This window comes from Microbacterium sp. CGR2, from assembly GCF_003626735.1.
Classification (GTDB): Bacteria; Actinomycetota; Actinomycetes; order Actinomycetales; family Microbacteriaceae; genus Microbacterium.
In genome coordinates this window covers 1,728,998-1,746,100 of sequence record NZ_RBHX01000001.1, presented here as the reverse complement: position 1 = coordinate 1,746,100, position 17,103 = coordinate 1,728,998, and the positions used below count along the sequence as shown (strand labels likewise).

Below are 17,103 nucleotides of genomic sequence, written 5' to 3'. Positions count from 1 at the left end.
CTGCGGCATTCTCTCGTTCGGCGTTCAGTGGTTCAGGCATCAGTTTTCTCCCTGTTCAACGACCAGCGTCGGACCCTTCATGTGCCCGCGGCTCATGCAGTGCATCGTGCGAAAGAGAGCACCGCACACGCAGCGTCCGGGGGTCGGGGTGCCACAGTCGAAGCAGGTGACCTCGCCGTTGCGAAGGGTGGCGAATCCGAGGGGGTGCTTGCACTGCATCGTTGCGTTCTCCATGTATTTATCGTAAAGCATAAATCCGTCCATGTCCACTCTTTTCCGCTTTACGGTATAGTCATCCGTATGACCGACAAGCGACCCCGCGGACGACCATCCACCGGCAACGCCCGCACCAACGCGATCAACCTCCGCCTCTCGGACGCCGAACTCGCGCTCATCGAGAACGCGGCTGGTGAAGTCCCTCCGTCCACCTGGATCAGGGACAAGGCCGTCGCCGCCGCGAAACGTCATCGCTCGTAGCTCTCTCGGTTCTCGGCCAGAGCATCCCGTCGCCCTCGCTCGAACTCATCGCGGAGTCGCTTCGCCTGATACTCCTCGAACTCGGTGATCCACCGGCCACCGTCGAGCGCGTCGGCGGCGGACCGGAGTCGCATGGCTGCATCCTGCATGGACTCCTGTAGCGCTTTCGTGACCTGCTCCTTGAGCGCGGCCTCATCGATCTGGATCTTGATGCTCGGCGTCTCAGCCATTGCTCTGTTCCTCTCGGTTCTCGGGTGGGGTGGCGGGACGGGTGTCGGGATCGTCCTCGTCATCCGGGCCGTAGTCGCGCCAGTCGTCCTGCCACGATGAGTCATCACCGCTGTCATAGTGCGAGTAGCGGTGCCAGATGTCCTCCGTGCACACAGTTCCCCAAGGGCCGGGCTCAGCACACTCGTTGCGAGCAATCGCACGCCCGATGCCCTCGTTGTTCCGCTCGAAGTACGTCTTGCCGCTCATGCGTTCTTCTCCTCTCCCTGGTCGGTGACGCGCGTTCCACCGGGGACCGTCACGTCATCGCCGTACTTGCGTCGAAGCTCGCGACCGTGTGCCGCGATCGGATCATCCTTGGTGAAGTTCGGGCAGTACATCGGGTGAGACAGTCCGGCGCGCTTCCCGCAGTGGTAGCAGTGATGATGCTGGAACTTCGCGCATCCATCGCAGTGCGCGCTCGGCTCCGGTACTGAGGTGCGACGGAAGCCAGCAGCGAGCACGACATCGGCCTGTGCGTAGTACCGATCACGGCGCACCGAGAGTGACACGGGGTAGATCTCTTCGACGGCGTTGTGGAGAGCCTGAGCCAGCGCTTCCCGCTCGTCGTCGGTAGGGGCGCTCGGGGTGTGAGCCTTCTCGAGTGCGTCCGCGAGGTCGCGGATGAGCGTCGTGCGGGCGTTGTTCGGGTCGCTGCCTTCGATAAAGCCGCGGGCTTCCGCGATCAGTTCGGTGCTCATGCTGCTCCTGTCAGTCTGGCTGCGTTGCGGAACGCGCTCTCCGGCGAGATGATCCCGCTGGCGAAGGTGTGCGCGATGCGCTGCTGCATGGCGTCGCGAGCGAATGAGCGCTCCGGGCGGCCGGCGGCGATCCACCGGGCCAGGTGCTCCTCGTGCGTCTCTTCGGGCACGAAGTGGCGCTTCGGCTTGAGTGGGGCGACGTCGAGGTCGTAGTCGTAGCCCGAGAGTCGGACCCACGGGTTGGAGTTGACTTCCTCGACCGCGGCGACGGCGCGCGCATGCAACTCGCGGTCTTCGTTGGTCAACGGTGTTTCCTCCCAGTGCCCCTTGCGTTCGAAGCCGGACAGCATGAGCGTGAACTCCTCGCTCACCGGCACCCGGAAGCCGCGCTTCTCGATCTTTGTGGGCTCGCTCATCGCTGCACCATCCTGATCTTCACTTCACGGCTGGCGCGTGCATAGCGAGCAGCCTGGCGCGATGCAAGGTCGCGGACGCGGTTGCCGTGGTTGTAGAGCGCGTTCCGCGTCAGGTAGTCGATCTTCGACGCGATCCGGCGTTCAGCGAGGTCGAAGAGTGTGTCGATCGAGTAGGGCATCGGCACACGCTCCTCAATACCCTCTTCCTCGGAGTCGTTCCACACCGTGTGACCGTGGCAGTAGTAGCCCAGGTCGTCGGCATAGCCGTCATGGTCAACCCACTCCTGCACGGCATCCTCCAGCGAGCCCCAGAAGGCGTAGTCGCCGAGGTCCTGCGTGCTCGTCCCGCAGTCCGGGAAGTCGCACTCGATGGCGTAGCCCATTCGTTCCTTGACGGCCATCATCAGCCCTTCACGCAGAGAATCGTCTCGAGCTTGTGTTCGACCTCGACCAGATCCTTCTCTGCCGCGATCACCTGCTCGATCGGCTTGTACGCTTCGGGCAGCTCGTCGAGGATGCCGCTATCACGGCGGGACTCCACGCTGCCCAGCTGACGTGCGATCTGAGCCGCTCCGTCATCCACGCCCCGGAAGGCTTCCTTCGCAGCGCCTCGGCTCATCTTGCGGCCGGCGCCGTGTGACGCGGACTGGAAGGAGGCCTCGTTGCCGAGGCCGCGCACCACGTATGAGCCTGTGGCCATGGAGCCGGGGATCAGCGCCCGCTCGCCCTTCTTCGCGCTGATCGCGCCCTTCCGGGTGACGATCATCATCTTGCCGTCGATCATCTCTTCCGCCACATAGTTGTGGTGGCAGTTGATCTCCTCGTCGAAGTTGACGTACCGGCGCGGCGCCGAGAGGCCCGAGTTCTCGAAGTAGTCCTGCAGCTCGTGCTTGACCGCCTCCATCATCACGGTACGCGAGAGCATCGCGAACTCCTGAGCCCAGCGCAGGTCGTGGAGGTAGTCATCCATTTCCTTCGTGCCCTTGTAGAACAGGCTCAGCGGCTGCAGGTGCTTCGGCAGCTCCTCGTTCTCCTTCAGGCCCTTGGCGATCTGGATGTGCCGCTCCGCGAGGCTCTTGCCGATGTTCCGGCTTCCCGAGTGCAGCGTGATCCAGAGTCGGCCAATCGAGTCCGAGCACAGCTCGATGAAGTGGTTGCCGCCGCCGAGGGAGCCCAGCTGGTGGGCCGCCCGGCCGCGCACTGCTGCGTCGCTGTTCCTCCGCTCCGTGAGGTCAGCGCGGAGGGTGTCCACCGAGTCGAGGAACCGCGCAGTGCGCTGCTTCTCTTGGGGGTTGAGTACCTTCAGCTGATCGCCGGCGCGCTCGTAGCTGCTGAAACCGACGGGCACGACCTTCTCCCAACGCAGTCGCAAGGCGTGGAGGTCGCGATCGCCGAGGTCCTCGAGCGTGAGGTTGGTACGGACGGCATTGACGCCGCAGCCGATGTCGACGCCTACGGCAGCCGGCGCCAGGGCCTGCTCCATCGCGATGACGGAGCCAACGGTGGCGCCGTTGCCCCAGTGCACGTCGGGCATCACGCGCAGGCCGTGGAGGCCCGGCAGCTCGCTGACGTCGCGGAGCTGCTGCAGCGCGGATGCTTCTACTTCGTGCTCGTGGGCCCACATCAGGACGGGGGCCCCTGTGCCCCTCAGCTTGACGGGATACTGTGCGGTGGTTTCGCTCATGTTTAATCTCCTTTTAAGTCTTATTTCACGGTACATAGTGTTTACTCAAGCTGCAATAGCTTGTTCGACGGTGTTCGCCATCCGGCTGTCGATCGAGGAGCGGATGGAGGCGCCCTTGACGAGCAGTCGCTCAAGGATTCCCTCGTCCTGTGAATCACGCATGACCAGTCGGACGTGCTCGAACTCGCCGTGGGCGAGCGTGCGGCCCTGACGGAACACGCGACCGAGCGCCTGCTCCTCAAGCTTCGGGTCACCGTCGGGCACGTTCAGCCAGACAGCTTTCGAGCAGACCTTCTGCAGCCCGTCGAGGCCCGTGCCCATCGACTGCACGGTGCCGATCAGGTACTGCAGGCGCCCCTCGACGAAGTCCGCCTTGATCCGAGCGCGCTCCAACCGGCTGACGTCGCCCGTCCATGCCTCGGCGCTATACCCTGCGGCGCGCATCCGGTCGGCGGCCAGGTGGGCGAAGATCTTCGAATCGGTGAACAGGATGACCGGCTGGTCGCCCCAGTGGTCGAGGATGCCTTTCAGCACGCGCAGTTTCGCGGATGCTGCGTTCGGTGCGAACGCCACGCCGCCGTCCTCATCAACAGTCAACTCGGCCAGCGCTAGCTGCTTGAAGCGGGCGTACAGCCCGCCCGGCACGTCGACCACCAGTGGAGTCTCCCCCGCCTCGGTCTCGACCCAGGTCATCAGATCTTTCTTCAGATCCTCGAACTGTGAGGCCTGCTGCGGCGTCGGGTCGACGTGGATGATGGTCGGAGCTGGCGCCTTCTCATGGTTGCGGTTGTCGATGTAGCAGGGCAGCGTCTTGATGAACTCGCCCGGCACCTTCTCGCCGATGACGCGGTTGACCGGCTCTTTGCGGCCGGGCACGTAGACCTTCTCGGTCGCGCACCAGATGTCGTGCCAGTTCCAGAACGCCGGCACTAGGTCGGGCCAGCACCAGCGCGGGAGGCTCCAGGCGTTCTCGAACGAGTTGCCGGCCCACGTCGCGCTGAGCGCGATTTTCCACGGCATCGTGGGGTTGCCGTCGGCGTCGGGCGCCCCGCGAAACGTGATGAGTGTCTTGCGGCCGATCGAATCCTTGTTGGCGACCTGGTGCGCCTCATCGAAAACCACCGCGTCGACCGCGCTCCCTTTGCGCTTCGACATCTTCTCGAACGTCTTCAGGTGGATGCGCTCGCGCTCCATCTTCCCGGTGGGCATGCCCGTCTTCTTGTCGATCTTCTCGATCGGGTTGCCCTGGAAGTCGAGCTTGTTCTGGTACTTCCAGTCCTGCGCCACCAGCCACGCGATGCCCGCGAAGTAGAAGCCAGGCTCGCCTGCCAAGAAGTCCTTGAACGCCGCGCGCCCCGCCTTCGTGGACTCCATGCGGCGGATGGTCACCGCACCCTCCGATTGCCCTTCGAGGTGGTCTTTCCACTGGTCGAAGGTGTCCGCGATGCCGATGAATAGTGCACGCCGCCACCCGGCCTGGATTGCCACCTCGGCCGCGAGCAAGGTCTTACCCATGCCCACCTCGTCGCCGATCAGCGCGGCGCGCGTCGGCTCGGCGAGGATCTTGTCGATTGCTGCCTGCTGGTAGTCGTGGGGGGTGAGGCGTTCCATGGTGCTCCTTACTGGCGCTTCTTGCGGTCGGCGCGGATCGCAGCGGCGATGAGGCCGGCCACGACTTCGGTGGGGATCAGGATCGGGTGGAAGCCGTGCTCCCCCTTGACCCGATCGACGTAGCGCTGGACCGCTCGTGCGCCGCTCTCCTCGGGGGACTTCATGCCGCGGCCTTGCTCTGTGCTTCGATGTAGGCGATCGCCTGCTGCTTGCCGCGCTCGGTCATCACGACCTGGACGACCGGGTGCTCCCAGGTGGCGTCATCGTCGGCGAAGTGCGGGAGGAGCTTGCCGTCGGCATACGAGAACTCCCACTGCTCGCCTTCGTGGTGCGGGTGGCGGGCGAGCATCGGTAGGTACTCCTCGAACTCGGCCTGAGCCATGCTCACCTCGAGCCGCTGCTCCGCCGCGATCCAGCTGTACGGGCCGTCCGGCTGGTGAGCGTCGATGGAGATGATCGGCGCGGGTGCCGCCGCCTGGCGGGCGGCGCGGCCGGCCTCAACCGCCTTCTTTGCCCAGTCCCAGTTCTTGTTGTCGAGGATGCGGGTGACGTCGTTGATCGAGAAGCCCTCGTCGTCGACCAGGGCCGCCAGGAAGATGTTGCGCTGGTCGAGGACATCCTGGACGCGCGCCTCGGCCTGGAGGCGTGCGATCTCCCGCTCTCGGGTCTTGGCGCCCTTGTATGCGAGGTGCAGTTCGAGGCCTTTGTCGAACAGGGCTTGCTTTGTCGCGCTCAAGATTTGCTCCTTAATTCTCAGGCCGCAGCCCGGTCGAGGGCGTGGGTGCCCAGCACATGATTGATGTCGAACGGGCACGCGCCGTCGGGCTCCTTGGTGAAGTCGGGGAACACGTCGTCCCGGCAGTCCACGCAGAACACCGGCGCGAAGTCGGGCAGGTCCGCGTAGCGCGACTCTTTGCCCTTCTCGTACTCGGCGGCTTTCTCCTGCGCCAAGAGCTGGTCCCATGCGGCCATGCGCCGCATCATGTTCTCTGCGTCGCGGAGGTCTGCGGCGGCCCTCTGGCCGCGTGCAACCTGGAGGTTGAGTGGTTCGATCATGGTCATTCCTTCCCGCCGGCGAGGAGGTGCTCGGCGTTGGTCAATGCTTGGAGGATTTCGGTCTTGGTCGGCGCGGACTCGTAGTTGCTGGCCTCGTCCAGGTCGGTGGCGTAGTGGCTGCCGCTCTGTCGGTGAAGACGGAAGTACCGCACCCGGCGCCATGCGCGGCCCGCGGCGCTCTCGCAGTAGCGGTCGTAGCTCTCGTCGTCGGCGGCCGACTGGGGCCAGGAGGGGATCGGCTCATCGGGCGCCGTCTCCCAGGCGTGGAAGATGTCGGCGCGCTGCTCGGTGGTCAGCGGGAGACGGTCGAGGGAGCGGGCGATCGAGTGCAGGGTCTCGAACTCGGGGGTCAGGAGGGTCATCAGTCGTCGTCCTCTCCGGTCGCATCCTTGACGCCAGCTCCGAATCCACGCACGTACTCAGAGTGGCCGAACACATCCAGCAGACTGACGGGAAGCTGCCCGTGCTTGCGATTGAACTGGAGAACCAGCTCGACCTTGTGCATCCGGGACTTCGTGGCTTTCAGCTTGATCTGCGTGTCGATGAGGTCACGCTCGGCTTCAGTCTTCGGGCTCATGCTCTTCTCCTTCTGTCGGTGAGGTGTTCGTGTTGAGTGTCTGGTTTCATCCGACCGGCCCTCGACCCCAGATCGAGAGTCAGCCGCACGCTCCAGGCGTGCTGTGATGCGCGGCATCAAGCCCTCCTGTGCCGCGTCATCGGTCTAGGTGGCCGCGCGGGCGGCTGGGAGTGGGATCGCAATCATGCGCGAGTCCTTCTTCCGTGGTGCAGGATGTTGACGCTCTCCATGAGCGCGAGCGACCCCTCGGCCTGGCTCTGGTTCGAGTCCGAGAGGGCGACGTCGAGGTGCGCCGCTGCGTGCTCGGAGAGGACTCGGTACGCCTCCTCTCGCTCTGGGCTCTGGCTCGCGTTCTCGACCGACTCCAGCGCGTCGCGCAATTCGGTTGCGAACGAGCGCCAGCGCTGCTGCTGGTTGAGGCTGCCCGTCTGCGGCATGGCGGCCCACGAGTCGAACCGGGCGATCAGGTCTGCGTTCGTACTCACGCCGCCGCCTCCCCCATCGTGACGTGGCCGTCCAGGGTGTGGAGCACGTCGTCGGAGATGAAGTTCCAGATGAGCGGGTTCAGGTCGGGGATGCCCGACCAGCCCTCCACCTTGACAGCGTGCTCCAGCGCACCCTGGATCGCGTCATCCACCGTCTTGACCGGGAGGCCGTAGGCGCGGGACAGGTCGAGGTTCTGGGGGCTGTAGTAGGGGTTGGGGGTGGTCATGCGTTCTCTCCTTGGTCTGCGTTGAACCCGAAGCTCTCCAGCACGAGGCGGCGCTTCGATTCAGCGGCTTCGGGGTTGTAGCTCACGCCGACAATGGCGCCGGGGAAGTCTCCGCGGAACACGTTCGCCATCTTTTCTGCGACAAGAAGCGCATCCTCACCCCGGTAGACCTCAGGGTCGTAGTCGTCGACGTGTACGCGGGCAACCGGCGCAGCGGGCGTGCTCATGCGTCCTCCACGGTGATGGCGAAGGTCTCGTTCTGGAACTCGACCAGCACCGTTGTCGGCTGGCCGTCGAGGATTGCCGCGTCGGTGAAGCCTCGCCCCAGATTGTCCTCGTCAAGGAATGCCTGAACCGCCTGCGCGAGGCGCTCACGCTTCTTGGCAGACGCGGCGATACGCGCGTCGATAGCGTCGATCACATCCATCAGTCGACTTCCTTCTCGATGTACTGCTCGGGGATGAACCAGGCTTCGTGTTCTCGCACAGACTCTTCGTGCGTGATCCCCAGCCAGCGGAGCATCATCTCCTGGCTCGGGTGGTCGGCGGGCTCCCAGCGCTCATGGGCGTACTGGATGCCGGCGCGGATGGCGCTCATGAGCATCTCCATCAGATCGTCATACTGGAAGCGGATACCCTGACCGCTGACGTGTGCTGGGGTCTTCGTGATCAGGTCTCGCGCAAGGCTTCGCTCGCTATCGTGCACTCCAGGCGGAGTGATGAGGGCTTCGAGCCGGTCGGCCATCTCCAGGGCCAGGCGGTAGCGGTCGATGTCGTTCTTGCCATTCTCAGGTGTGGCATTCCTGAACTCGGCCAGCACCTTCTGGGCCTGCTCGATGCGCTCGCTGGCGCTGGTCTGGGGAATGTTCTCGGTCATCAGTTGCCCACCCTTCCGTGGAATCGTTCGTGCTTACGTCGGTTGGCTGTGCGGAGGATCGCGCCGCATTCGCGGCACTCGATGACGGACACTAGGCGCTCGGCCCGCTCGGTGCCGTTGAACATGACATCTCGGGTCAGGGTCGCGGTGATGTTCAGGTCCACCACCTCGTAGCGGAGTGCGTGCTGGTCGTCGCGGTCGCGCCACTCGGAGGCGTCGGAGTTGATGCCGCGGAAGTAAGGCTCGGGTGCGGTACTCATGCTGCCCCCTCTATCCCCGGCCAGATAATGACCGGCTGGATGACCTTGACCGTGCGATCCGGCATCACGAGGATGCGCCACTGCTCGCCGCTGGACTCCTCGTCGTCGATCTCGTGGATGTACGCACCCGGTTCGCAGTGAGCCAGGAGGCCGCTCAACTGCTCTCCGTAGCCGTAGCTCGCACTGTCGTTGAAGCCGTCACCGTCCATGAGAATGCCGTCCTCGTCCTGGACGGGATCACTCCACTCTCCGAGCAACTCGGTGACGTGCGCGAGGGCCAGCTCCGCGACCCTTTCCGGCTCGGCGGCGGCAGCCTCGGGTGTCCAGCCGATCATGGCGGCGTAGCTCTCGGGCTTGATGAGTGCGTTGTGGAAGGTGATGTTGTAGTGCATTCCCATGTGCTGCTCCTTACGCTCGCGCGGCTTCGGCCGGACTGATGAATTCGTGCTGCAGGCCGTACTCGGTGAGCCGGTCATGCTCGCGGATTAGTGGCCTAACCGCGGGGTGCTTTCGGGTGGGGAAGCGGTCGATGCGCTCGGCCAGGGCGGTGCGCTGGTCGTCCCACTCTGTGCGGGTCATGCGACACCTCCGAGGTAGCGGCCCAGCACCGCCTGGATTGCGTCGCGCTCGACCTCCTGAGCCTCTGCGCTCTCGGCATCCCCCGCCTCGCGTGAGCCGTCGATGACATACTCGGTCAGCTCGGTTGCCCAGTGGCTCGCGGCGTTTGCCAGCACTTGCAGATCGGCGGCGCGCTGCGCCCGGTCGGCCTCGATCGCCTGCGCGATGATCTGGGTGACGGATCGAGTGTCGGCTAGGTTGGTGAGCCAGTGGTCGAGGGTCTGTTCTGCGATCTGCTCTGCGGTCTTCATTCGCCCGCTCCTTCCAGTACGTCCTCGTACTGGCCCGTCTCCGGGTTCTCGTCCAGGAGTGGCTGGTCGCTGTCGTTGATGAACACGCGCACGTTGCCAGGAGTGCCGTTCGTGTCGATCTGAACCAGAGCGGAGCCGTCGGCGAGTGACGTTCCGATCCAGGCGGTGATTTCCTGGCCGCTCGGGAGGGTGATCGTCACCTCGGCGCTGTGGTCTGTGGCTGCCTCGGGGGTCTTGGTGCTCATGCTTCCTCCGACCAGGGGTTCGTGCCGCCTCGCTTGGCGAGTTCTTCGGCGGCTTGCTCTCGGATGGACTCGATGGAGTCGCCGGCCAAGACGATGCTGTCCTCGGAGCCGTCGGCCAGCGTGTAGTGGATGCGGTATCTCATCGCGTCAGCCCTTCGATCACGAGCTCTTCCGGCTTGTAGCCGTCTGCCAGGTAGCCGTTGACGGTTTCGAGCAGGTCGGCCACGGTGTCGCCGCCGATCCAGGTGCGCACGTCGCCACTGGCGCTCGATACGACCAGGCGCTCGGAGATGAGCGGGCGGAGCAGGTCGAGCCACTGGCGCACGTCGGCGCGGGTGATGAATGACATCGGATTGTCCGCGCCGATCTGCTCGAACGCTCGCTCGATGATCGCCTCGTCGGCGGCTTCCTTGGTGTGAGTCTTGGTGGTCATGCGAATTCTCCGTTCTGTGCGCGCTCCACGAACTCGCGCGCCCATCGGCCGACGCTCTGCTCGGAGGTGGAGCCTTCCGCGCTGTAGTCTTCGGCGGCTGCGAGTGCGATGGATTCTGTGAGGATGACGGGCGGCGTACCCGTGCTCCACGTCCCGACCGCGTTCCCGTTCGCGTCGCGGATGATGCCGGTCAGGTGGTCGGGCAGGTGCAGCCCGTCGTACTTGTTCGCCAGCTCTGCGCCGGTCAAGGCCAGCGCGCGTTGCACGTCGTCGCCCGAGTGGACGGTGGCCGGGTCGAGCGTGATGCTCAGATGGAAGGTGGTCATGCTGCGCTCTCTGTCTCGTAGAAGCCGTTCGCGTAGCCGATGCTCGCGAGCTTGGTGTGAAGCTCCGCCAGGTGCGGCGGGCAGGTGTCCCCAATGTAGGGCTGGCCGTCGATGACGAACAGGTGCGGTTCGATCTGCGGGACCAGGCGGGCCATGTCGGCCAGCCAGGCGGCTCGGAGGGCGGCGCTCATGCTGCTCTTTCCTCCAGGTCGATCCAGTAGGCGCCGAACGGCACCGAGTAGATGCGGCGGTGGTTGGCGTACCGGGTGTAGCTGGTGCGGTAGGCGTTGCGCCCGCCGAACGGCTCGAAACGGAGTCGGGTGGTCGAGACCCGTCGGTGTCGCCTCTGCTGCCTCATCGCGCGACCCTCGTCACTGCGAACGTGGCGTGGTGGCCGCCGTCTGCGTAGAACGTGCGCACCAGGCGGGCGCCCTTCGTCTGACCCTCGTGGTACTCGGGGAGCGCGCGGCGGGCCAGGTCTCGCATGACGCGGATCGCGCGCTTCTTGCCGCCGATCCAGCAGTCGAAGCCGCCGATCATCTCGCGGACGGTGACGCGCAGCGTGCCGTTCGAATCCCAGTTGGTGTCGGTGATCTGCGCGAGGCCGGATCGGTTAAATGCGCCGATTTCGAGGGCGGTTGCGGTGCTCATTCGTGACCCCATGCTTCCTCGCGAGCTTCATGGTCGCTGTAGCCACGCTCCAGCATGTCGGCGTACGTCGCGTGGCGCTCCTTCTCTTCGCGAGCGTCGGCCAGGATGCGGGCGATCGGCTCGGCGTTCGCGGTGATGCGGAGCGGTTCGATCCGGTCGTCCGGGTAGACGGCGAGCAGGTCGCGAGCTTTATTGTCGTCGTTCATCAGGCGACCACTGCCGATGATGTACGCGCCGTCACTGCGGACGTATCCGCGGCTCTGCACGCTCTCGAAAGGCTCGCGGGCAACGATGCGGGCTGCGTTCTCGTCGCTGATGCCGGGGTATCGGTTGGTGCTCATCGTGCGCGCCTTTCTCAGCGGAGGATCAGGTGGGGCTGGATCAGGAACGATGCGCCCGCGCCGGTGATGAGCGCGGGGGCGAGCTTGTGTCCCGCGTTGGACTGTGCCACTCGGAAGCGGAACGGTGCGCCCCGGTCGCTGTACTTGGCGATGTAGGCGAGGATCACGCCCATGTAGGCGGGGTTGAACGCCTGCGTTCCGGTGGTCACCTCCTCGTCGGGGTTCTCCGGGAACAGGCGGGCGACGGGCGGGAAGTTGCCGACCACGCCGTCGAACGCCTGCGAGCGCTCCGTCTTGCCCGCATGGTCGACGACGGAGACAGTCACGGTGCCGGGGGCGTTCTGGTATCCCTCGCCGCGCGGGTCCGACTCGCGCTCGTAGCGGATGGTGTAGAGGCCGGACAGGATGCCGCTCTGCCGCAGCGACTTGACGGTGATCTTGGTCACCCATTCGAGGGCGGCGCGAGGGATCAGGAACGCCTCGCCCAGCGTGAGCCTGCCTTCCTCGCTCGCCGGCTTGGTCGGCATCTCGAAGCGGGCCACCTTGTAACGGTCGGTTGCGTTCAGGTGAGTCCCGTCGAAATGTGCCGTGGTGAGCACTGGCGTCACGTCATCCTTGCTTGCGCTGGTGAGCATGGCGGCGGCGGACTGGATCGCGACCGAGAGCGGGATTTCCAGCACCGGGAGCAGGGCCTCTGCGGTGTCGGGGGCGGTGGGGGCGGTGTCGATCATGGTCATTTCGTGTTCTCCGTTTCGGTGAGGGCTTGCAGGGCGGCGGCGGTGAGCATTTCTTCCAGCGCGTCCCAGGAGTCGGGGAAAGGGTTGTTTTTGACGGAATGGTCTGTCGCTACTCGCTGAGCGATCCGCTCGGCGCGCTTCCGGCGCGCGGCGATCTTGGCTTTCAAACGGTCGGCGGCGCGCATCGCATCGCACTCTCCCGGCTCGTCGTGGTACATCGCGTGTTCTTCGCAGTACGGGGGCATCAGGCGTCCTCTCCGATAGCGGCGAGCAGGGCGCGGGCGGCGTCCTCCAGCGTGACGGCGTAGGCGCGGAGCGGCTTCTCTTGTGCGTCGTCGCTCAGCGCCTCGCGCAGGTCGGCGGCGAGCTTCTCGACGTGGCGACCGTATGCGCGCGCGGTGGCGTTCGGGTCGTAGCCGGTTGCATCGTGTGAGGGGGTGCCCCGCGTGATCGAGTCCAACCAGTGCGCCTGGGGTGACCAGCGCTCTTCCGTCGCTGAGGCCGTGGCGAATGCGCGGGCGGTGTCGCGGTAGCTCACTCGCTCATCCCCCAGTATTCGGCGCACGCTTCGTCCAGCTGCTCGCAGAACTCGAACGGGAGGCCGCGCGTTTCCGGCTCGCCGCCCCAGTAGACGGTCAGCGTCTTATCGCCCGTCGAAATCCAGACGTTGGGTCCGCCGATCGCGATAGCGATATCCGCGCTCATGTAGTCATCCGCGCCGCGCCCGCTCGCCGTGTAGCGGATGCTCAGGGCGTCCTGGAGGTAGTCCTGAGCGCTCGCGGGCTCCCAGTCGCCCAGGATCTCGGCGCGGGTCGGGTGCGGTTCGGCGTCGTCGGGCAGCGTGCGCTCGTCGCCGTTCTCGTCGTACCAGTCGGAACCGTCCTCCAGCAGTTCGCCGGACTCGATCCGGTCGGCGATGGTCAGCATGTCATCCAGCACGCGGGGCGCCAGGTCGAGCGCCTGTGCCAGTTCGTCGAAGTCGTGGGCCTGCTCGTCGGTCTGGCGGTTGACGTATCCGAACGGGGCATCAGCGTCGCATGCGGCGAGGATTGAGCGGTGGTAGCGGTCGGCGGTTTCTGCGGAGAGAGTGGTCACGATGTGCTCCAGGATGTGTGGTGGTGGAGAGAATTTAGGGGCTAAACCGGGAGGATCAGCGAGCGCGGCCGGAGGCCGTGGTGCGGAACGTCTGGCGCTCACGAACGGCGCGAGCCTGACGGCGGGCGATGGTCTGCTGCTTGCTCTGCGCGGTCCGCTTCGGGTCCTGTCGTGCCATGGTCATTCTCCGTTTCGTGTGGGGGTGGCTTCGTTGCCCAGTAGTTCAACAGTAGCGATGTTGAACTAGATGTTCAACAGTTAGCCGCTTGTTTTCGGTCACGGTTGGGTAACGAAGGGCTGTGGATAAGTCGGCTGGCGATGTCGCGCCAGATGCTGCTACATATTCGCGCCGAAGTACACATTCACGTTTTCTTACACATGAGCTTCACGCCATTTCTACATTTGGACTGTTAGCCTCAACAATTTGCAGATAGGCTGTGTCGGCACTACGTGTTGAATGTTGAGGCGTGAATGTGTAAAAAACGGGTATGTGTAAGGCTGGGAGGTTCCTGAGAGCCTCGCGATCCCAATGGTTTCAAGGGAGAGGGGTTCAACGCTCTACACACACAAACCTCTACTACTACATTCATACTGTTGAAGAGTAGATATGTAGAGGGGTCTAGGGAGGTGTGTGCAAACTTGCGGGAAAGGCGGTGTGAAAAGGGCTGTGGATAACTCTCTCCAGGTGGCTCGCGGCTGTCCGCTCAACCTCGCGACGTGCGTGCGTGTGATACCTCAAGATTTGCGTCTTAAACTCGGGTCGGGCTGTCTGACAGGTGATACTCAGCCAGCAGAGCCGACAGACGGTGTTCGCGTGCTTCCCGTCGCAGTGCACGACTTTCGGCGGGTGAGTGCGCGCGCAGCGCTCGACGGTCTGACTCCCCCGCTTTAGATCTGTGATCTTCGGCAGTGAGGCTCACAGCATCAGCCAGGCGCGGAGCGCCGTCACTGCCAGGTAGGCGGCGACGCACGCGAGCCCAGACAGCCATGAGCGCGCCCTCGTCCTCGCTGTCGTCGGCGTAGGCCCGTTCGAGTTGGTCGATCAGTGGGCCGGGGTTGCCGTGCGTCGAGGCGACGTGAGCGACCCTGCGCGCCGATTCATAGGCGTGAGCGGCCAGGGCGTCATACCCGTCGAGAACGGCCAGGGCGTCATACCCGTCGAGAACGGCCCGCGACGCCGCCTTCAAGGCCTGCTGATAGCGGGCGTGGTCGGCGGCGATCCGGTTGCGCTGTGCGTCGGACGTGATGCCGGTGGCTTGTGCGTAGGTGAGGCTGTTGGTGCTCATGGGGCGATCCTTTCGGCGGCGGCGAGTGTGAGGAGGGTGAGGGGCAGGGCGACGGCGAACGCGGCGACAGCGAGCGCGGCGGCGATGTCCGGCCAGCGGGGGCGTAGGCGGGTCTGAGGGGTCATGCCGGGACCATCATGGGCGCGGGGCAGTCGAATGAGCATCGCGGGTGCGCGGGGTCGGTGTGGGGGTCGGCGACGCAGTAGATGATCGCCCATCCGATGGGGTCACCGTCCGGGAACGAGCCGTCGTCCTCGCGGACCTCCACAATCGCGAACACGTCCCCCCCGGCGTCACGTACCCATTCCCGGATCGTGTCATCGTCGGCGGTCTCTGAGGGGTGCATCACAGCGCCGCGGTAGCCATGCTGGCCGGTGTAGCCGGTGAGGGCGCTCCACTCTCCCAGCGGGCCGGGGCCGTCTACCAGGCCGACGCCGTCGATGAGAATGTCTGCGGTGTCGCTGTGCTCAACGGTGGGAATGTAGACGCCGCCGACGTTCTCGCCGGTGAGCGCAGAATAGGTGGAGTCGAATTCGAAGGTGCTCATGGTGTCTCCAATGGTTGTGAACATGTGTGTACTGCGAACTACAGCCCCGCCTGCCGGGTGCCCGGTGTGGTTGCCGTGAGTATCCGGCAGGCGGGACAATGGCGCGCTATCGTGCGTAGATAATGCGGTCGGAATCGTGGGTGTCGAGGACACGGGCGGGGAAGCCTGACTCGGCTATCCCCTTAGCCACGCGGCAGGCCCTGAGTTGCTGATCGTCGGAGCCGTACCACTCCCAGCCCCGCCCGAAGTGGACTTCGATGCGGTAGCGCATGGCGGGCTAGTAGATCGATTCGACCTTGGTAGCGGTCACATGCGGGAGGGCGAGCAAGCGCGCGGCCTGTGCTGCAGCCTCTGTCAGCGTGAGCGCCGGTCCCTGCTCCCATCCCCATCGGCCATAGGACAGCACGCGCACCGCGTAGCGGCGCATCAGGCACGCACCAGACGGTAGACCGGGCATCCGTAGGCCAGGTGTGAAAACTCCACAGGGCCACCAAGGGCCATGCGTGCGGCTGCACCTGCCACAGCGGGAGCCTGGTGGCGCTCTGCGACGAAGACAGAACGCTCATCCCGCACTAGGCCACGGTCCCGCGCCGCGTGCACGGCGCCGAGAGTGACGCCGCATGCGAGTTCAGTATCGGTAAGGGTGAAGGTGTTAGCCATGATGCGATCCCATTCGTCCAACCCCGGCATCCGTACCAAGGTGTTGAACATTACGTTAATCGCGATAAAGACCTAAAAACGAGACCGTTACCCATCCGTTACATTGGCGCATGCGAGGCCAGTAGGCAGGGGCACCCATCCCCCATGCCAGGGCAGGGCACGCGCTCCACGCCACGCACAACACACCCGCACACCTAGGGCATGCGATAGCCCAAGGCGGGGCGCAACGGCGCGCACAGCGGGGCGCGGGGCCGCGTCGCGGGTGAACGGGCGGCGCGACGCATTGGAAGCACGCGGCAAAGGTGACGGATTGTGCAGCGGGCGGGGCGCGTGACCTGGGTTGGGCTGCCACCGTACAAATTTGGTGCTGTTCAGCCGTTTCCTGGTGGGAAACGTCCCACTTTCACTGCGTTCCAGAAATTTTTGCCTTCCATCAGCGGCGGAACTGGCGGAGCTGCGGCGCCGGCGATAAGGTTATCGACCGCCGGGCGCGCAGGATGCCGGTCGACCGCTACACTCGGGCCCATGAAGCCGCTCGCCATCGTCTCGCTGACCTCGCTCCTGCTCGGCCTGGTCTTCCTCCTCGTCTCCGCGCTCAGCTGGCCGCGCGGATCCTTCCTCGAAACGTCGCAGACGGCCGCCGCCAACATCCTCGGGCTTTCGATCGGCGCCGGACTCATCAGCCTCGCCCTCACCGCTTGGCTGCTGTCGTTGCACGCCAAGGAGGTCGGCAGCCGGACGTTCGACGCGCTCGAGGTTCACGCATCACGCGAGCGGGACCGCGCACGCCGCGACGCACAGCCCTTGTCGTTCCGCGGCTGACGCATCGGGCTTTCCCAGGCCGCCCGTTTCACCCTATGATGAACATCATGTCCAACGAGAGCCCGTCCCGAGCCGCCGCCGAGCAGCGCCTGATCGCGCTCCGCGCCGAGAACTACCGGCGCACCCGCTGGGCAGCGATCCACGCCGCCCGCCAGGCCGGCATGACGTGGGCCGAGATCGGCGACGCCCTCGGCATCATGGCCACCGCCGCCTCGCGGATGTACCGCACCGACGCACCGGCCGAGTGAGCGGCTCCCCCGCCCAAATTAAGGCCCAGATCCACCCGTAGGCTGGACGTGTCCCAACGCCCCTCGGCAACAAAGGACAGCGAGCGAGTGGTCCGCTCGAGCCCCTCGGCGCCCCTCCCGCCCGAGGGGCATCTCGCGTCTCTGAGGAACTTTTCGTGGGACTCTTCCCACGCCCTTAAACATCATGTATGGTGAATTACACGCCT

The 17,103-nt window shown here is 65.2% G+C and carries 40 protein-coding genes; 3 read left to right on the top strand and 37 right to left on the bottom strand.

The window, feature by feature from the left end; translation table 11 throughout:
* The first annotated feature begins 300 nt into the window (after nucleotides 1-300).
* Nucleotides 301-477 (top strand): hypothetical protein, encoded by a 177-nt coding sequence (locus tag D7252_RS20025; protein ID WP_183055242.1) that lies wholly within the window; start codon nucleotides 301-303, stop codon nucleotides 475-477.
* Here the strand turns inward: D7252_RS20025 and D7252_RS08885 are convergent.
* The 37 genes from D7252_RS08885 to D7252_RS08740 all read right to left on the bottom strand — a co-directional run bounded on the left by D7252_RS08885 (nucleotide 465) and on the right by D7252_RS08740 (nucleotide 15,167).
* Complete coding sequence (locus D7252_RS08885) at nucleotides 465-707, bottom strand: hypothetical protein (RefSeq protein WP_120775063.1); 243 nt, start codon at nucleotides 705-707, stop codon at nucleotides 465-467. The genes D7252_RS20025 and D7252_RS08885 overlap by 13 nt on opposite strands.
* Nucleotides 700-954 carry a hypothetical protein gene (locus tag D7252_RS08880; protein WP_120775062.1) on the bottom strand — a complete coding sequence of 85 codons (255 nt, stop codon included), beginning with the start codon at nucleotides 952-954 and terminating at the stop codon, nucleotides 700-702. The genes D7252_RS08885 and D7252_RS08880 overlap by 8 nt, the downstream gene beginning before the upstream one ends.
* Nucleotides 951-1,445: a hypothetical protein gene (locus D7252_RS08875; protein WP_183055241.1), complete on the bottom strand. Its 495-nt coding sequence runs from the start codon at nucleotides 1,443-1,445 to the stop codon at nucleotides 951-953. The genes D7252_RS08880 and D7252_RS08875 overlap by 4 nt, the downstream gene beginning before the upstream one ends.
* Complete coding sequence (locus D7252_RS20020; protein WP_183055240.1) at nucleotides 1,442-1,861, bottom strand: hypothetical protein; 420 nt, start codon at nucleotides 1,859-1,861, stop codon at nucleotides 1,442-1,444. Before D7252_RS20020 ends, D7252_RS08875 begins: the two co-directional genes overlap by 4 nt.
* The gene (locus tag D7252_RS08870; protein ID WP_147406714.1) at nucleotides 1,858-2,265 is read right to left on the bottom strand and encodes a hypothetical protein; all 408 of its coding nucleotides are present in this window, start codon (nucleotides 2,263-2,265) and stop codon (nucleotides 1,858-1,860) included. The genes D7252_RS20020 and D7252_RS08870 overlap by 4 nt, the downstream gene beginning before the upstream one ends.
* Nucleotides 2,265-3,545: an RtcB family protein gene (locus tag D7252_RS08865; protein ID WP_120775059.1), complete on the bottom strand. Its 1,281-nt coding sequence runs from the start codon at nucleotides 3,543-3,545 to the stop codon at nucleotides 2,265-2,267. The genes D7252_RS08870 and D7252_RS08865 overlap by 1 nt, the downstream gene beginning before the upstream one ends.
* A gap of 45 nt (nucleotides 3,546-3,590) precedes the next feature.
* Nucleotides 3,591-5,156 (bottom strand): DEAD/DEAH box helicase family protein, encoded by a 1,566-nt coding sequence (locus D7252_RS08860; RefSeq protein WP_120775058.1) that lies wholly within the window; start codon nucleotides 5,154-5,156, stop codon nucleotides 3,591-3,593.
* An 8-nt stretch (nucleotides 5,157-5,164) separates the two neighbouring features.
* On the bottom strand, nucleotides 5,165-5,320 hold the full coding sequence (locus D7252_RS20015; RefSeq protein WP_183055239.1) for a hypothetical protein: 156 nt from the start codon (nucleotides 5,318-5,320) through the stop codon (nucleotides 5,165-5,167).
* Nucleotides 5,317-5,892 carry a hypothetical protein gene (locus tag D7252_RS08855; protein WP_120775057.1) on the bottom strand — a complete coding sequence of 192 codons (576 nt, stop codon included), beginning with the start codon at nucleotides 5,890-5,892 and terminating at the stop codon, nucleotides 5,317-5,319. Before D7252_RS08855 ends, D7252_RS20015 begins: the two co-directional genes overlap by 4 nt.
* A 17-nt stretch (nucleotides 5,893-5,909) precedes the next feature.
* Nucleotides 5,910-6,212, bottom strand: a complete 303-nt coding sequence (locus D7252_RS08850; RefSeq protein WP_120775056.1) for a hypothetical protein — start codon at nucleotides 6,210-6,212, stop codon at nucleotides 5,910-5,912.
* 2 nt (nucleotides 6,213-6,214) lie between these two features.
* The gene (locus tag D7252_RS08845) at nucleotides 6,215-6,574 is read right to left on the bottom strand and encodes a hypothetical protein (protein ID WP_120775055.1); all 360 of its coding nucleotides are present in this window, start codon (nucleotides 6,572-6,574) and stop codon (nucleotides 6,215-6,217) included.
* Nucleotides 6,574-6,789 carry a hypothetical protein gene (locus D7252_RS08840; protein WP_120775054.1) on the bottom strand — a complete coding sequence of 72 codons (216 nt, stop codon included), beginning with the start codon at nucleotides 6,787-6,789 and terminating at the stop codon, nucleotides 6,574-6,576. Before D7252_RS08840 ends, D7252_RS08845 begins: the two co-directional genes overlap by 1 nt.
* Before the next feature lie 182 nt (nucleotides 6,790-6,971).
* On the bottom strand, nucleotides 6,972-7,274 hold the full coding sequence (locus D7252_RS08835) for a hypothetical protein (RefSeq protein ID WP_120775053.1): 303 nt from the start codon (nucleotides 7,272-7,274) through the stop codon (nucleotides 6,972-6,974).
* Nucleotides 7,271-7,501: a hypothetical protein gene (locus D7252_RS08830; RefSeq protein ID WP_120775052.1), complete on the bottom strand. Its 231-nt coding sequence runs from the start codon at nucleotides 7,499-7,501 to the stop codon at nucleotides 7,271-7,273. The genes D7252_RS08835 and D7252_RS08830 overlap by 4 nt, the downstream gene beginning before the upstream one ends.
* Nucleotides 7,498-7,728, bottom strand: coding sequence for a hypothetical protein (locus D7252_RS08825; protein ID WP_120775051.1), 231 nt, complete (start codon nucleotides 7,726-7,728; stop codon nucleotides 7,498-7,500). Before D7252_RS08825 ends, D7252_RS08830 begins: the two co-directional genes overlap by 4 nt.
* Nucleotides 7,725-7,928 (bottom strand): hypothetical protein, encoded by a 204-nt coding sequence (locus D7252_RS08820; RefSeq protein ID WP_120775050.1) that lies wholly within the window; start codon nucleotides 7,926-7,928, stop codon nucleotides 7,725-7,727. Before D7252_RS08820 ends, D7252_RS08825 begins: the two co-directional genes overlap by 4 nt.
* Entirely contained in the window at nucleotides 7,928-8,377 is a 450-nt protein-coding gene (locus tag D7252_RS08815) for a hypothetical protein (protein WP_120775049.1), read from the bottom strand. The genes D7252_RS08820 and D7252_RS08815 overlap by 1 nt, the downstream gene beginning before the upstream one ends.
* On the bottom strand, nucleotides 8,377-8,637 hold the full coding sequence (locus D7252_RS08810) for a hypothetical protein (RefSeq protein ID WP_120775048.1): 261 nt from the start codon (nucleotides 8,635-8,637) through the stop codon (nucleotides 8,377-8,379). Before D7252_RS08810 ends, D7252_RS08815 begins: the two co-directional genes overlap by 1 nt.
* Nucleotides 8,634-9,035: a hypothetical protein gene (locus tag D7252_RS08805; RefSeq protein WP_120775047.1), complete on the bottom strand. Its 402-nt coding sequence runs from the start codon at nucleotides 9,033-9,035 to the stop codon at nucleotides 8,634-8,636. Before D7252_RS08805 ends, D7252_RS08810 begins: the two co-directional genes overlap by 4 nt.
* 10 nt (nucleotides 9,036-9,045) lie before the next feature.
* Nucleotides 9,046-9,216 carry a hypothetical protein gene (locus D7252_RS20010; RefSeq protein ID WP_183055238.1) on the bottom strand — a complete coding sequence of 57 codons (171 nt, stop codon included), beginning with the start codon at nucleotides 9,214-9,216 and terminating at the stop codon, nucleotides 9,046-9,048.
* On the bottom strand, nucleotides 9,213-9,506 hold the full coding sequence (locus D7252_RS08800) for a hypothetical protein (RefSeq protein ID WP_120775046.1): 294 nt from the start codon (nucleotides 9,504-9,506) through the stop codon (nucleotides 9,213-9,215). The genes D7252_RS20010 and D7252_RS08800 overlap by 4 nt, the downstream gene beginning before the upstream one ends.
* A complete protein-coding gene (locus D7252_RS08795) occupies nucleotides 9,503-9,751 on the bottom strand; it encodes a hypothetical protein (protein WP_120775045.1) in 249 nt (82 codons plus the stop codon). The genes D7252_RS08800 and D7252_RS08795 overlap by 4 nt, the downstream gene beginning before the upstream one ends.
* The gene (locus tag D7252_RS20005) at nucleotides 9,748-9,894 is read right to left on the bottom strand and encodes a hypothetical protein (RefSeq protein ID WP_183055237.1); all 147 of its coding nucleotides are present in this window, start codon (nucleotides 9,892-9,894) and stop codon (nucleotides 9,748-9,750) included. Before D7252_RS20005 ends, D7252_RS08795 begins: the two co-directional genes overlap by 4 nt.
* A complete protein-coding gene (locus D7252_RS08790; protein WP_120775044.1) occupies nucleotides 9,891-10,184 on the bottom strand; it encodes a hypothetical protein in 294 nt (97 codons plus the stop codon). The genes D7252_RS20005 and D7252_RS08790 overlap by 4 nt, the downstream gene beginning before the upstream one ends.
* Nucleotides 10,181-10,510 carry a hypothetical protein gene (locus D7252_RS08785; protein WP_120775043.1) on the bottom strand — a complete coding sequence of 110 codons (330 nt, stop codon included), beginning with the start codon at nucleotides 10,508-10,510 and terminating at the stop codon, nucleotides 10,181-10,183. The genes D7252_RS08790 and D7252_RS08785 overlap by 4 nt, the downstream gene beginning before the upstream one ends.
* A complete protein-coding gene (locus D7252_RS08780; RefSeq protein WP_120775042.1) occupies nucleotides 10,507-10,701 on the bottom strand; it encodes a hypothetical protein in 195 nt (64 codons plus the stop codon). The genes D7252_RS08785 and D7252_RS08780 overlap by 4 nt, the downstream gene beginning before the upstream one ends.
* Nucleotides 10,698-10,868, bottom strand: coding sequence for a hypothetical protein (locus tag D7252_RS20000; protein WP_183055236.1), 171 nt, complete (start codon nucleotides 10,866-10,868; stop codon nucleotides 10,698-10,700). The genes D7252_RS08780 and D7252_RS20000 overlap by 4 nt, the downstream gene beginning before the upstream one ends.
* Nucleotides 10,865-11,161, bottom strand: coding sequence for a hypothetical protein (locus D7252_RS08775; protein WP_120775041.1), 297 nt, complete (start codon nucleotides 11,159-11,161; stop codon nucleotides 10,865-10,867). The genes D7252_RS20000 and D7252_RS08775 overlap by 4 nt, the downstream gene beginning before the upstream one ends.
* Entirely contained in the window at nucleotides 11,158-11,502 is a 345-nt protein-coding gene (locus D7252_RS08770; RefSeq protein WP_120775040.1) for a hypothetical protein, read from the bottom strand. Before D7252_RS08770 ends, D7252_RS08775 begins: the two co-directional genes overlap by 4 nt.
* A 14-nt stretch (nucleotides 11,503-11,516) precedes the next feature.
* A complete protein-coding gene (locus D7252_RS08765; protein ID WP_120775039.1) occupies nucleotides 11,517-12,233 on the bottom strand; it encodes a hypothetical protein in 717 nt (238 codons plus the stop codon).
* Nucleotides 12,234-12,235: 2 nt separating this feature from the next.
* Nucleotides 12,236-12,484 (bottom strand): hypothetical protein, encoded by a 249-nt coding sequence (locus D7252_RS08760; RefSeq protein ID WP_120775038.1) that lies wholly within the window; start codon nucleotides 12,482-12,484, stop codon nucleotides 12,236-12,238.
* Nucleotides 12,484-12,777 (bottom strand): hypothetical protein, encoded by a 294-nt coding sequence (locus tag D7252_RS08755; RefSeq protein ID WP_120775037.1) that lies wholly within the window; start codon nucleotides 12,775-12,777, stop codon nucleotides 12,484-12,486. The genes D7252_RS08760 and D7252_RS08755 overlap by 1 nt, the downstream gene beginning before the upstream one ends.
* On the bottom strand, nucleotides 12,774-13,334 hold the full coding sequence (locus D7252_RS08750; RefSeq protein WP_120775036.1) for a hypothetical protein: 561 nt from the start codon (nucleotides 13,332-13,334) through the stop codon (nucleotides 12,774-12,776). The genes D7252_RS08755 and D7252_RS08750 overlap by 4 nt, the downstream gene beginning before the upstream one ends.
* A gap of 55 nt (nucleotides 13,335-13,389) precedes the next feature.
* Nucleotides 13,390-13,512: a hypothetical protein gene (locus D7252_RS20375; RefSeq protein ID WP_259461074.1), complete on the bottom strand. Its 123-nt coding sequence runs from the start codon at nucleotides 13,510-13,512 to the stop codon at nucleotides 13,390-13,392.
* 571 nt (nucleotides 13,513-14,083) lie between these two features.
* On the bottom strand, nucleotides 14,084-14,620 hold the full coding sequence (locus D7252_RS08745; protein ID WP_120775035.1) for a hypothetical protein: 537 nt from the start codon (nucleotides 14,618-14,620) through the stop codon (nucleotides 14,084-14,086).
* Nucleotides 14,617-14,745 (bottom strand): hypothetical protein, encoded by a 129-nt coding sequence (locus tag D7252_RS20370; RefSeq protein ID WP_259461073.1) that lies wholly within the window; start codon nucleotides 14,743-14,745, stop codon nucleotides 14,617-14,619. Before D7252_RS20370 ends, D7252_RS08745 begins: the two co-directional genes overlap by 4 nt.
* Complete coding sequence (locus D7252_RS08740) at nucleotides 14,742-15,167, bottom strand: hypothetical protein (protein WP_120775034.1); 426 nt, start codon at nucleotides 15,165-15,167, stop codon at nucleotides 14,742-14,744. The genes D7252_RS20370 and D7252_RS08740 overlap by 4 nt, the downstream gene beginning before the upstream one ends.
* Nucleotides 15,168-16,352: 1,185 nt before the next feature.
* On the opposite strand from D7252_RS08740, the gene D7252_RS08730 reads away from it, so the two are divergent.
* Together D7252_RS08730 and D7252_RS08725 are read left to right on the top strand one after the other, a co-directional pair.
* A complete protein-coding gene (locus tag D7252_RS08730; protein WP_120775033.1) occupies nucleotides 16,353-16,649 on the top strand; it encodes a hypothetical protein in 297 nt (98 codons plus the stop codon).
* A gap of 47 nt (nucleotides 16,650-16,696) precedes the next feature.
* A complete protein-coding gene (locus D7252_RS08725; RefSeq protein WP_147406712.1) occupies nucleotides 16,697-16,897 on the top strand; it encodes a hypothetical protein in 201 nt (66 codons plus the stop codon).
* Nucleotides 16,898-17,103: the final 206 nt, after the last annotated feature.